Annotated in this window: 16 protein-coding genes and 1 tRNA gene; 6 read left to right on the plus strand and 11 right to left on the minus strand. The window is 43.7% G+C overall.

The window, feature by feature from the left end; all coding sequences use genetic code 11:
- Positions 1-35: 35 nt before the first annotated feature.
- The 7 genes from NWE91_04000 to NWE91_04030 all read right to left on the minus strand — a co-directional run bounded on the left by NWE91_04000 (position 36) and on the right by NWE91_04030 (position 4,725).
- Positions 36-491: a hypothetical protein gene (locus tag NWE91_04000; protein MCW3985558.1), complete on the minus strand. Its 456-nt coding sequence runs from the start codon at positions 489-491 to the stop codon at positions 36-38.
- A gap of 72 nt (positions 492-563) precedes the next feature.
- Entirely contained in the window at positions 564-1,091 is a 528-nt protein-coding gene (locus NWE91_04005) for a hypothetical protein (protein ID MCW3985559.1), read from the minus strand.
- Between the two features lie 215 nt (positions 1,092-1,306).
- Positions 1,307-2,335 carry a 6-phosphofructokinase gene (locus NWE91_04010; GenBank protein ID MCW3985560.1) on the minus strand — a complete coding sequence of 343 codons (1,029 nt, stop codon included), beginning with the start codon at positions 2,333-2,335 and terminating at the stop codon, positions 1,307-1,309.
- A 17-nt stretch (positions 2,336-2,352) separates the two neighbouring features.
- Entirely contained in the window at positions 2,353-3,273 is a 921-nt protein-coding gene (gene fba, locus NWE91_04015; GenBank protein MCW3985561.1) for a class II fructose-1,6-bisphosphate aldolase, read from the minus strand.
- A 215-nt stretch (positions 3,274-3,488) separates the two neighbouring features.
- Positions 3,489-3,908, minus strand: coding sequence for an OsmC family protein (locus tag NWE91_04020; GenBank protein ID MCW3985562.1), 420 nt, complete (start codon positions 3,906-3,908; stop codon positions 3,489-3,491).
- A gap of 99 nt (positions 3,909-4,007) precedes the next feature.
- Complete coding sequence (locus tag NWE91_04025; GenBank protein MCW3985563.1) at positions 4,008-4,511, minus strand: GNAT family N-acetyltransferase; 504 nt, start codon at positions 4,509-4,511, stop codon at positions 4,008-4,010.
- A gap of 126 nt (positions 4,512-4,637) precedes the next feature.
- A tRNA-Leu gene (locus NWE91_04030) sits at positions 4,638-4,725 on the minus strand.
- 139 nt (positions 4,726-4,864) lie between these two features.
- On the opposite strand from NWE91_04030, the gene NWE91_04035 reads away from it, so the two are divergent.
- The 4 genes from NWE91_04035 (at position 4,865) to NWE91_04050 (ending at position 7,658) form a co-directional block, all read left to right on the plus strand.
- The gene (locus NWE91_04035; protein ID MCW3985564.1) at positions 4,865-5,680 is read left to right on the plus strand and encodes a hypothetical protein; all 816 of its coding nucleotides are present in this window, start codon (positions 4,865-4,867) and stop codon (positions 5,678-5,680) included.
- Complete coding sequence (locus NWE91_04040; protein ID MCW3985565.1) at positions 5,680-6,510, plus strand: metallophosphoesterase; 831 nt, start codon at positions 5,680-5,682, stop codon at positions 6,508-6,510. The genes NWE91_04035 and NWE91_04040 overlap by 1 nt, the downstream gene beginning before the upstream one ends.
- Before the next feature lie 63 nt (positions 6,511-6,573).
- On the plus strand, positions 6,574-7,170 hold the full coding sequence (locus tag NWE91_04045; protein ID MCW3985566.1) for an Hsp20/alpha crystallin family protein: 597 nt from the start codon (positions 6,574-6,576) through the stop codon (positions 7,168-7,170).
- A gap of 77 nt (positions 7,171-7,247) precedes the next feature.
- Positions 7,248-7,658 carry a hypothetical protein gene (locus tag NWE91_04050; protein ID MCW3985567.1) on the plus strand — a complete coding sequence of 137 codons (411 nt, stop codon included), beginning with the start codon at positions 7,248-7,250 and terminating at the stop codon, positions 7,656-7,658.
- A 462-nt stretch (positions 7,659-8,120) separates the two neighbouring features.
- On the opposite strand, the gene NWE91_04055 is transcribed toward NWE91_04050, so the two are convergent.
- The 4 genes from NWE91_04055 to NWE91_04070 form a co-directional block, all read right to left on the minus strand.
- On the minus strand, positions 8,121-8,378 hold the full coding sequence (locus tag NWE91_04055) for a DUF131 domain-containing protein (protein ID MCW3985568.1): 258 nt from the start codon (positions 8,376-8,378) through the stop codon (positions 8,121-8,123).
- A 40-nt stretch (positions 8,379-8,418) separates the two neighbouring features.
- A complete protein-coding gene (locus NWE91_04060; GenBank protein ID MCW3985569.1) occupies positions 8,419-8,658 on the minus strand; it encodes a ribonucleoprotein in 240 nt (79 codons plus the stop codon).
- Between the two features lie 223 nt (positions 8,659-8,881).
- Positions 8,882-9,355: a ferritin-like domain-containing protein gene (locus NWE91_04065; GenBank protein MCW3985570.1), complete on the minus strand. Its 474-nt coding sequence runs from the start codon at positions 9,353-9,355 to the stop codon at positions 8,882-8,884.
- A gap of 65 nt (positions 9,356-9,420) precedes the next feature.
- Entirely contained in the window at positions 9,421-10,200 is a 780-nt protein-coding gene (locus NWE91_04070; protein ID MCW3985571.1) for an undecaprenyl-diphosphate phosphatase, read from the minus strand.
- 193 nt (positions 10,201-10,393) lie between these two features.
- Between NWE91_04070 and NWE91_04075 the strand changes: the two genes are divergently transcribed.
- On the plus strand, positions 10,394-10,558 hold the full coding sequence (locus NWE91_04075) for an endonuclease Q family protein (GenBank protein MCW3985572.1): 165 nt from the start codon (positions 10,394-10,396) through the stop codon (positions 10,556-10,558).
- Between the two features lie 22 nt (positions 10,559-10,580).
- The gene (gene gcvT, locus NWE91_04080) at positions 10,581-11,717 is read left to right on the plus strand and encodes a glycine cleavage system aminomethyltransferase GcvT (GenBank protein ID MCW3985573.1); all 1,137 of its coding nucleotides are present in this window, start codon (positions 10,581-10,583) and stop codon (positions 11,715-11,717) included.
- Positions 11,718-11,776 lie beyond the last annotated feature (59 nt).

Genomic DNA, 11,776 nt, shown 5'->3' on the forward strand with positions numbered 1-11,776 from the left:
CTGCAAATCGAGCTCGCTTACGAATCAACCGAGAACTAACACTGACTATCAACTACGTCCCGAGGATGCCTCACATCATAGCTCCTAATCTTAAGCACCTGGGACTCACAATATTGGTCAAGAACCTGTATTTCCACTATATCTTCATGTTGCGCAACCAATTGTTCAGCTGGTGCTTCAATTCGCTCAACTTGTTGGGTTTCCGGGCGTGGTGAACGTTTGTTTCTAAAAATATAGTAAACCAGCGTGATTGACGCAACTATATTGAACCAAGACAAACCGACAATAGCACCTGAGCTGGCCCAGTAGGGCATAGCCCATCGGTAGCTGAATCGTAATCCAAAATCGTACAAAACCCCGTGAACCAGTTGGTCTATCTGCGTTTGGCTAACCATCACCAAAAAAGAAGCCACAGCCATAACTATCAGAGCCACGACAACTGCAGATAAGTTGATGTTGATTTTCACGAGTGCATCTTCCTGTATTTTCATCGAAGAGAAAAGCCCATAAGCTTTGTGAGCTTAGACTACTGTTCTGAAATCTTCGTTTTCAACACTGATTTCTCATTCCGATCTCGAGTTACCTGATACTGCAAGTATCGCGTTACAGTAGGGACAAACGTTTACCAGCCTAGGCTTTCCCGATTTGAAATCAAACATACAAAGGGGTTGAGTGAAAACCTTTCCACACTTATTGCACACCATAGGTATAGCAGCAATTTGGACACCATCATCTTCCCTTACAAGTTTCTTCTCCTCCACAACTTTAGGCGCACTTTTCAACCTAGGGGCAGGGGCAGGAGATAGACGAGGCTTAACAGCCTTCGGGGTAGGCACGATTTTACGACCCAGAATCTCATACACTATCGCAAAAACGTTTACGCACGCAATGCCGCCCACCAACCCGAGGGCTAACTGCAAAAACATCCAATATGGTATTGCCCATTCGTCGCTGAACTGCAAACCATAGCCATACAGTGAAACATTAACTATCCCATCTATTTCAAAAAGCAATAAAGCTACAGCAATAGCTAACACTGCTCCAATAGCATTAACTACCAGAAGGATTTTTGGATTCCATTGAAGTTTCATGTGAATCACTAGTTACTCTGGGGGAAACGATTAAAACGTTATTATCTTGAAATAAGATGCGAAAATTAATAGTGGAAGTCATCTAGATTTCGAATAAAATCCTCTAAATATACTGGTTATTCCCAGACCATCAGAACATGGTTTTCGAATGCACATACGTCGGAACCTAGGCAGACTTGAAGCGTTTTGACACCAAACGTCCCAGAGAAAAGGTCTTAGCCGAAAAACACCTCTGCTATTTCATAAAGCTTCAAATCAACAGTCTTTCGCTTACCAACAACATCCTTGAAAGGAACAGAAACAACCTCATTTCCCTGAAGAGCAACCATCCGCCCAAACCTTCCTTCATGAACAAGGTCGATGGCGGCAATTCCATATCGAGTAGCTAAAACTCTGTCAAAAGCTATAGGAGACCCCCCTCGTTGAATATGCCCAAGAACCACAACCCTCGTCTCAACACCCATCCTCTTCTCAATCTCCCTCCCAAGATAATAGCCAATACCGCCAAGTCTAGCATGCCCAAACTCGTCCACGCCGCTGCTGTAAACAATCTCTTTACCCCCCTTAGGCTTCGCACCCTCAGCAGCAACAATTAAACTAAAGTTTCTACCCCGCTTCTGTCTTCGCCTAATATACCCACACACCTTACCAACATCAAAAGGCTTCTCAGGAATCAAAATAGCATCCGCGCCCCCAGCAAGCCCAGCCCACAACGCAATCCACCCAGTATGCCTACCCATCACCTCAAGAATTATCACCCGATGATGAGCCTCCGCAGTAGTATGAAGCCTGTCAAGAGCTTCACACGCAATTGAAACTGCCGTATGAAAACCAAAAGTGTAATCAGTTGCAGCCAAGTCATTATCGATCGTCTTGGGAACACCCACACACGGAAGCCCCTTCTCATACATCTTATGCGCCACTCCCAAAGTATCATCTCCGCCAATAACAACCACCGCGCCAATCCCATACTTCTCAACGTTCTCCAGAATACGCCGCCACCCATCCTCACGCTTAAAAGGATTAGTCCTCGAAGTCCCCAGAATAGAACCCCCGCGAGGAAGCATCCCTGAAGTTGCCTTCAAATCTAAAGGAACAAAATCACCGTCAACCAGACCCCGCCACCCATCTTTAATTCCAACAGTTTCATAGCCATGCTCCTGAATTGCCTTCCTAACGACAGCCCTAATTACAGCATTAATCCCAGGAGCGTCCCCTCCGCCGCTTAAAACTCCAACCTTCATCCACTTTCTTCCCCCTTTCACTGCGCCTTACCTGAACTCCCGAACAACCTCATCTTACCCTTAACAACCATCTTCATCGCTTCCTTTGCCGGACCCAAAATCTTCCTCGGATCATACTGCTTCGGCGAAGTAGCCAAGACCTCACGAACCGCACCAGTAAAAGCCAACCTCAAGTCAGTGTCAATATTAATCTTTGAAACCCCCAAAGAAACAGCCTTCTTAATATGCTCCTCCGGTATCCCCTTAGCCCCAGCCAATTCTGCCCCATACTTCGTAGCCTTCTCAATTATCCACGAAGGAACACTAGAAGCCCCATGCAAAACCAGCAAAACATCCACCCGCTCCCGAATAGCCTTCAACCTTTCAAAATCCAGCTCCGGCTTCCCCTTGAACTTGTAAGCTCCATGCGAAGTACCAATTGCAACCGCCAAAGCATCCACCCCTGTACGTTCCACAAAATCTTTGGCCGCATCGGGATCTGTCAGCACCGCATCCTTCTCCTCAACCGTCGACTCCTCCACACCCGCCAGCCTTCCAAGCTCTGCCTCAACCGCGACTCCCTTCGGATGAGCCAACCCTACAACCGTCTTAGTCACGGCAACGTTCTCTTCAAAACTCAGATGAGACGCATCAATCATCACCGAAGTGAAACCCACATCAATACACTTAACCACTGTCTCTACATCTTTTCCATGGTCAAGATGTAAGGACATAGATTGGGGAACGGTTCTCGCCGCGGCTTTCACTATTGAAGCCAAATATTCTAACCCACCATATTTGATGGCGCTCGGAGTTACCGCGATGATGACTGGCGATTTTTCCTCAACTGTTGCTTCAGTAATAGCTAACACTGTTTCAAGGTTGTTTATGTTAAAAGCGCCGACGCCATAACCTCTAGCGGCAGCAACTGACATAATTTCTTTGTTTGTAACAAGCATGTTTTCCACAGAGATACTGTATTGAATTACGCCTATTAAAAACAATAACTAGTGCGCGCGCGTCCTTCCTTCACTTGATCTTCATTGAAAGGCAATAGTAAACCACATATGAGACAGATATAATTTATAGAAAAAGTTGATGTACACATTCCTTTGATTGTTTGTCACGAATTTCTTGCCGTAGAGGCTTCTGTCCACATAAGATTTTTACGAAGTCATTCTACAGTCTCTATTTCCAATTCAACTGTTACAGGTATTGCTTCTTTGAATATCGCTACTACAGGGCAGTTTGCTTCGGTTCTCCTCCAAGCAGCTTCAAGCAACTGTTTTCTTGCCTTAGCAGAAACGTGAATTTTGAGCTTAACGCTACTTAGTTTTGGCGAGTCTGCGGGCTTTTCGGCTTCTGCTGTCACTTCGAGGTTTGTAATTTCAATTTCGCTTTGTTTGGCTACGTCTGCAAATATTGTAGCGGCACAGTCCCCCAGCCCCATTATTGCTAGCTCTAACGCTGTTGGTCCGGTATCCTCACCTCTCTTATCAATCGGTAGATCGCAAACAACGCTGTGAGTCCTAGAGTTGTCAACTATTGTGCGAACATTTTCTATAAGTCGAGTTCTTGTCACGATTTTTGGCATTCTATTTCACCATCAATATTTTCCTCTTTATCGATGAAATCATGGATGGTTATATACGTTTTTCGGTTTGATAGCCCTGCACGCGCCTTTCTACAATTCCTAAAAGCTGAAGTCGCACTCAAAGAATTGAAAGCCCGGCTTCCACGCGTACTCGCAAAAGTCTAAGCATAGTTCTATGTGCCCGAGATTCTTGAAGCCTTGCCCATAAAAGAATTTTACTGCTTGAACATTTCGCGCCACAGGCTTGACGCTGAGAAATCTCACTCCCAAATTGCGTGCTACGGAAACAACTGTTTTCACTAATTGCTTCCCTATACCTTTGCCGCGGCGGGCTTTACTTACTATAAGCGGTTCCATTTCAGCTTCTTCACCTTTGACAATTAATCCTGCAAGCCCAACCACCTCAGAGTCGTGGATGGCAACCCAAAGTCGATCTGGCCCAACCTTCGCTAAATGCTCATCAAAATAATCCTCGGGGTGCTCTCCACCAATGGTAGGGTCTTCATAGATCTCGCGATGCCACTCCGTTAGCTCTCTCCATAAACCACGACATTGCGCTCTATCACCAATTTGATATTTACGGACCATAAAATACGGCTTCATCCTTTTACCACATCACAGAGTTCAAAATGTTGTTGCCAATTTAAGCGATTTGCTTTAGCAAGCAGTCAAAGGAAAAATTGGATAGGTTATGCCTATATAGTCCTCAAAACGGCTGATGGCCAATGATGGTGCAGAGGGTGGGATTCGAACCCACGAAGGCCTTCGCCATGAGGACCTGAACCTCACCCCTTTGACCTAGCTTGGGAACCCCTGCCTAAACAACTACACATAATTACAATACAGAAAATTAACTCTTACCCAACAACCCACTAAGTATGTTCTAAACCTAATAGGACATTCTGGCACAAAGGCAAACATACAGTCTTAAAAGCCACAACACACAACCATAAACCATGGACTGGCTCGAAATCCTCACCGAAACCACCCAACATATAAAGGCAACAGTCACACCGCTAATTAAAACTCCCATCGCCGAAAAAACCTACGGCACAGGAGCAGGCGGCGACTTAAAAAAGCACATAGATCTCCAAGCCGAAAAAGCACTAATAGAAACACTAACCGAACACAACCTAGACTTCACCCTCATCAGCGAAGAAACAGGCACAAAATGTTATGGTTCAAAGCCCACCTATTACGTCACAACAGACCCCATAGACGGAACCACCAACACCCTAAGAGGCATACCCTTCGCCTGCACCAGCATCGCCATCAGCAAAACCCCCCACCTCGACGCCATTCAAGCAGCCGTAGTTGCAGACCTCTTTCACGATGCGACTTACCTAGCCCAAAAAAACCTCGGCGCTTACCGCAACTACCAAAAAATCACTCCAGCACAGACAGCCAACCTAACCGGAGCCCTCATAGGTTTGGATCTTAACACCTACAAAGTCCCGGAACTGTCAGCAAAACTCAACCAACTCTTAACACAAACCAGACACATCCGTCATCTCGGAGCCAACGCGTTGGAACTCTGCTACGTAGCTGATGGCACCACGGACGCCTTCATAGACATCCGAAGCAAAATCCGCACCACAGACATAGCTGCAGCCACTCTCATCATACAAGAAGCAGGCGGCATTATCACCACTCCCCAAAACACACCCCTAAAAAACCTGCTAAGCCCCACAGAAAAAGTAGCTTTCATCGCCGCAGGAAACACTAGTCTTCACCAAACCATACTAAAAACCCTCGAAAAGGCACAATCTTAATGATAACACTTGTAAAAGACTATCCAGCCCTCCTCCACAAACAAAAACAACACAAAACCCTCATCATCGCAGATCTTCACCTAGGCTGGGAAATAAACCTCGCGAAAAAAGGCATCCACATCCCGTCACAAATGCCAAAAATCCTTCAAGAACTCCTTCAACTGATGAACAAAACAAAACCAAACACCCTCATAATCCTGGGAGACGTAAAACACAGCATAGTAAAAGCAGAGCCAAGCGAATGGCGAGACATACCTGAATTCTTCAAAACCATAAAAACCAGGGTCAACGACATCCAAGTCATCCGCGGAAACCACGACGGAAACCTTAAACCACTACTCCCTCCAACCGTACAACTACACCCCTCAACAGGCATAACCCTAAACACAACAGGGCTTTTCCACGGACACACATGGCCAGCTAAAAAACTCCTAAACTGCAAAACCCTCATAATGGGCCACGCCCACCCAACAGTTGCCTTCCGCGACTTCCTCGGATTCCGAATAACAACGCCAGTTTGGATAAAAGCCAAATGCAACACCGAAAAGCTGGCAAGCGCATACTTAAAAGGCAAACATATCAAAACAAACACTAACCCCACTGCAATCATCCAAAAAAAATTCAACATAAAACCCAGAGTTAAGCAACTAATCATAATGCCGTGCTTCAACGACTTCCTCGGAGGACGCCCTATCAACAAAAAGCGCGAACGCAAAAGTTACATCGGCCCGATTCTCCGCTCCGAAGCAATAAACAGAGACAAAGCAGAAGTATACATGCTCGATGGAACATTCCTAGGAACCATAGAACAACTTAAAGCGCTAAACTAGACGCTGCAAAGGAAAAAATCTTATTAGATTCGTTCTCCAGTTTTACACTGAGATGAAAAAATCTTGTCCAGGGACGAAAATTTTGAAAGATGGTTTAGAAGAAAAATGCGACGACCATTCTCCAGTGGATGGTTCTTTGAAGATATAGATGAAATGCTTCGTGACATTGAAGAAATAATGAACAAAGAACTAAAAGAATTCACTTCTCGCATACCAAAAGGCTACGTGAGAGAACGCAAATTGCCAGATGGAAGAAAAATCCGCGAATTAGGCCCCTTCGTATACGGCTACTCCATGACAATCGGCCCCAACGGAAAACCAGTAATAAGAGAATTTGGAAACATCCAACCCAGCAAGCGTGGACCAATGATAAAAGAAGAACGTGAACCTCTAGTCGACGTAGTAAACACAGATGGCGAAGTAAAAGTAGTTGCTGAACTGCCAGGAGTAAACAAAAAAGACATAAAGCTCCACGTTTTGGACGACATACTAACGATTTCTGTTAACACGCCAGATCACAAATACTACAAAGAAATAAATCTGCCGACTGAAGTCAAACCAAAAAACGCAGAGACATCCTATAAAAACGGCGTGTTAGAAGTAACGTTGCAAAAGACTGAAAAGCGCAAAGCAAAGGGAAAATCCATCAAAATAGAGTAAGCCACCTTTTTCTTACCTTTCTTGTTCGCAGCCACCCTTTTATGCAATTCTTATTAATACTAATCGCGGCGAACCACTTGGCAAAAACCTCAGAGCTTGAAATACTTCAGCAAATCTGCAAAAAAGCAGCAACTGGAAAACTAATCAAGGAGGCTGACTTGAACAAACTCTCCAGTGCCTTCGACCAACGTTTCGCAAAAGCCTGGGAAACGGTCAAAGACAAACGCGTAAAAAAGTATGTTTTCAAACCCAGCAACCGCATCGTCTGGATCGTTGTAGGAAAAGAACGGGACTATCTAATAATGCCTGCAGTTGATTTTTGCACATGTGACGATTTCTACTTCCGAGTAATGGATAGACAGATACATTTATGTTACCACCTGATAGCACAGAAGCTAGCTAAAACATTAGAAAGCTATGACTCGTATAAAGAAGAAGATAGGCTTTATAGCGTGTTAATGAAGGAATGGAAAAAGGCGATAGCTTAAATAACCAATTGTGTTAACTATGCAAAAGGAGAAAACCCACATTGGGCATAGAAGAGTTCTTCCAAGCAATAATGTACATTTTGATGACCACGGCGTTCATAACTTTGGTGATCATTTTCCTTACACTACTTCGCGGGCAAGAAGAAGGAACTCAATAATCAAAAAGGGAACTGTGACATAATTCCACTAAATCTATTTTGCTTTATGTCTAATGAGAAAGAACAGAAGCAAACATGAAAACGTCAAAACTATAGCAAGGAACATGGCTGATAAAGCATGAGGTCCAGATCCAATCATAATTGGGATAGGGCCGACGAAAATTATGATGCCTGTGCTAACAGAGTTGCCAGAGACAAAGCAGGAAGCCATAATCAAGATAGTTCCTGTGAAGATTAGTGAAAGGCCAACCAGAAGCAACCTAAACCCAGTTAATTGAGACATCGCCATACTTCCATGTCTTTCCTACAAATAGCTAAAAGCAATTTTGACGAGGAAAAGCACCACCAAAATAATAGATAGAACAAAAAGCGCTTTCACAGTTCTTCTGTCGGTTCCAAAGACTATAGGAAAAGGCCCGATGATAATTGCACCTCCACCTCCAACTTTCTTTTCACCATTTGTTGACGAAAAAAGCAGAAAAATTACAGCAATAAAAACTACTATGACTCCTGCTAGAATAAGCATGAAACCTAAAGTCGATAAAAGAGTAGAATCAATCATTGAAATTCACTGCTTATACAGTGAAAGGGCTAAATTCTGACTATTTTTCTATAGAAATGTAGAGGATGTTATTTCCTCTAACTAAGACGCTGCCATAGTTGGCGATTAGCTTTTCACCTCTACATTCAGTGGCACCTTCTAGAATAATGTTCATATGACCATCACATTTCTTCATGTTACCTTTATACGTGACGCCATTTTTCAGTGTTATGTTGACATTGCTGTTTAGTTGTTTCACTAAAACGTTCAAGGGTTTCTTGCTTGGCTCTAAACTGTTCACGTTAATGACTCCTGATGAATATGAGACATAGCCCTACCATATAAAAGTTTTATGAGAACTTGTCCCTAAGCTAGACAGCTTTCAGTTCCAAAACTTTCCCAACCTCAAGGGTTAACGCTGAACCCTGTCCCCCTTACATCTGTAATGATTTATGTGAACCTTCAAAAGCCATCGGATTGAAATCTAGCTACTGGTCTGTTGTTAATGCTTCAGTTTCCGCGGTTTACCCGCCTGGTGTACCGTGGAATGGAACGTTCTTCCAGAGGATTTCCCACCAATCTTCTTCTGTTATGGCTTCTTTTTTGACGACTAACTCCATGATTTTGTTGAGGAGTTCATGGTGTTTTCTTTCGTCGACAGCTATGGACTCTAGTAGAAACTTGACTTTCTTGTCTTTTATTTTAGGCATAATTTCGCCTAGGGTGGATATGACCTTTTCTTCGTCCGCGATGTGCTTTGCGGTTATCTTTTCAAGTTCTCTATATTCTTTGTCTGTTAACGCTGGAGTGACTGTAGTGATGGACATTGCTGCTTTGTAGATTCCGGCATGTTTTTGAGAGTCAAAAGCTATTGCACGTAAAACTTGCTTCACTAAGGGATTTCTCACTGTTTCTAGGCTGTTCGTGATTGACTCAACGATATGATGTTCCAATTTAATCTGGTCTCTAAAGAATCCCATAATTTCGTCTTCCGGCATCTCACACATTCCTCCCGTTTACAATCCATGTTTACGCAAATATAACCACTATTAAAGATAGTGTTTTAAAGCATTTGAGAAATTATGACTAAAGCACCAGCTGCCCAGCAATAAAGCGCAAACCAGTGAAACCTCTTTTTCATAACTACTTTCCGCAAAACTTTGAGCGATAGGTAACCCACAGCCATCGATGTCACAACACCTACAACCACTGCAATCACATCTCCGTGGCCAATTAATAAATTCAAATCGCCCGACTTCGCGATAGTCGCACCTAAAACCGCTGGAATCGACAATAAAAAAGAGAATCTAAAAGCGGTTTCCTTACCCACTCTTCGCAGTAGCCCTATAGAAATAGTGGCTCCGCTCCTTGAAATACCGGGAATTATAGCGGTTCCCTGTGCTATTCCTACAAGCAACGAGTCCAGAAAGCCTAAAGCCTTATCGCCTTCTCTTTGTTCTGAGAAGAAAAGTAAGAAGCCAGTTGCCAAAAGAGCGGCTCCCACGACAAGCAAGTTGTCAAAAAAAGACTCGAAAAGATCTTGAAAAATGTAACCAATAACCGCGGTAGGTACACTGCCCACAATAACACAAACGCCAAGCTTCCCCTCTTCAGACCTTAAATTTCGCCTAACAAGCGCCTTCAAAACCTCTACAATGTCTCTTCGAAAGAAAGCCACAATCACAACAAGTGTACCCACATGAAGAAGAACAAAAAAAATCACAGGTGGTCGCCAACCAAAAAATTCCTTTGCAATAGCCAAATGCCCCGAGCTAGACATTGGCAACCACTCTGTCAAGCCTTGAATTACCCCAAAAATCACCGCTTCGATAAACGACGCCATAAACTTCCCAGTTGTCCCACCACATATTTAAGTTTCCCAAAACCGCAACAGTCCCAGCTCTGATCAGAAGCCTATTCAGAGACAAATAAAATCCCTAGAAGCGGGGCACAAGCTGAATCCCATCACGCTTATAAGAAGACATAAATAGTTTATCCCATTTGTTCTTTTGAAGTTATCACGTGGGATAATATTTATGCCCCAAAAGGTTTTTTGTCAAAAATGCGGTTACGTTTTATATAACGGCCCGGACCTGAAACCGCCAGACGAAATCATACAGAAATACGACGGAAAATGTCCAAAATGCGGCAGAAAACTATCCTCCGTACCCATAGATGTGGAAGTCAAGCCAGCAGAATAGAAAGTTGACAAGGTGTCGTGACTTGAGTAAGCAAGGACAAAAGACCCACCTCTACAAGTTTAACGCCAAAAACGGTAAAATAGTCTCCTTCGCAGAGTTTGAAATGCCAATTTGGTACAAAGGCATAATTCCAGAACATTTGGCGGTAAGAAACAACGTTGGTATTTTCGACGTAACTCACATGGGAAGAGTAATAATCACCGGACCTGACGCCGAAGCATTCCTCAACTACGTAACAACAAACAACGTCTCCACCCTAGAACCCCTAAGCGCCCACTACTCAACCATGTGCAACGAAAGAGGCGGAATAAAAGACGACTTCGTCATCTCACGACAAGAAAAAGAAAAATTCTTCATGGTATACAACGCCGCTAACAGAAACAAAAACTATCAATGGCTAACAAAACAAGCAACCCACTTCAACGTAAAAATAGAAGACATGTCAGACAACATAGCCATGTTCGCAGTCCAAGGACCCAAAGCCCAAGAAACGCTACAGAAAATTTCCACCGAAGACCTAAACGAAATTAAACGATTCAAATGCGGCTGGACAAAACTCGCAGGCCTTGAAGCTTTCATTTCAAGAACAGGCTACACAGGCGAAGACGGATTCGAAGTGTTCATCTGGAACACTCCCGTTTCAAACCCGGAAAAAGCAGTAAAAGCGTGGAACACAATTCTTGAAGCGGGAAACGAATTTCTCATTGAGCCTTGCGGCTTAGGCGCCAGAGACACTTTAAGACTAGAAGCTGGCATGTGCCTCTATGGCAACGACATTGACGAAAACACTACGCCCCTAGAAGCGAGAATAAGTTTTGTGGTGAAGCTGAAAAAAGAAAATTTCATAGGCAAGGAAGCCCTGCTCAAACAGAAAGCTGAAGGAGTAAAGAAAAAGCGTATTTGTCTAAAAATGCTTGGACCTGGAATTCCACGCCCCAAGCATGAAATCTCTAAAGACGGGGAGAAAATAGGTTATCTGACAAGCGGAACCTTCTCGCCTCTATTAAAGTACGGCATCGCTATGGCCTATGTCCAAACGGAGCATGCAATTCAAGGTGAAACAGTAAACGTAAAGATAAGAAATAAACAGGCAAAAGCTGAGATAGTCAAATCACCATTCTACGACCCCAATCGATATGGTCACGCAAGAAAACACTGATGCAAAATGCTTTCGGAACCGCAAGGGAAATAAAAGAGTTTTATCAACTTGATTGAGCA

Source organism: Candidatus Bathyarchaeota archaeon (assembly GCA_026014805.1).
In the GTDB taxonomy this organism is placed as follows: Archaea; Thermoproteota; Bathyarchaeia; order Bathyarchaeales; family SOJC01; genus JAGLZW01.

Bases quoted from the DNA above. Each gene is read 5' to 3' on its own strand.
- NWE91_04000 (MCW3985558.1), bottom strand. From the start codon at position 491: ATGAAAATACAGGAAGATGCACTCGTGAAAATCAACATCAACTTATCT.
- NWE91_04005 (MCW3985559.1), bottom strand. From the start codon at position 1,091: ATGAAACTTCAATGGAATCCAAAAATCCTTCTGGTAGTTAATGCTATT.
- NWE91_04010 (MCW3985560.1), bottom strand. From the start codon at position 2,335: ATGAAGGTTGGAGTTTTAAGCGGCGGAGGGGACGCTCCTGGGATTAAT.
- fba (MCW3985561.1), bottom strand. From the start codon at position 3,273: ATGCTTGTTACAAACAAAGAAATTATGTCAGTTGCTGCCGCTAGAGGT.
- NWE91_04020 (MCW3985562.1), bottom strand. From the start codon at position 3,908: ATGCCAAAAATCGTGACAAGAACTCGACTTATAGAAAATGTTCGCACA.
- NWE91_04025 (MCW3985563.1), bottom strand. From the start codon at position 4,511: ATGAAGCCGTATTTTATGGTCCGTAAATATCAAATTGGTGATAGAGCG.
- NWE91_04035 (MCW3985564.1), top strand. From the start codon at position 4,865: ATGGACTGGCTCGAAATCCTCACCGAAACCACCCAACATATAAAGGCA.
- NWE91_04040 (MCW3985565.1), top strand. From the start codon at position 5,680: ATGATAACACTTGTAAAAGACTATCCAGCCCTCCTCCACAAACAAAAA.
- NWE91_04055 (MCW3985568.1), bottom strand. From the start codon at position 8,378: ATGATTGATTCTACTCTTTTATCGACTTTAGGTTTCATGCTTATTCTA.
- NWE91_04065 (MCW3985570.1), bottom strand. From the start codon at position 9,355: ATGCCGGAAGACGAAATTATGGGATTCTTTAGAGACCAGATTAAATTG.
- NWE91_04070 (MCW3985571.1), bottom strand. From the start codon at position 10,200: ATGGCGTCGTTTATCGAAGCGGTGATTTTTGGGGTAATTCAAGGCTTG.
- NWE91_04075 (MCW3985572.1), top strand. From the start codon at position 10,394: ATGCCCCAAAAGGTTTTTTGTCAAAAATGCGGTTACGTTTTATATAAC.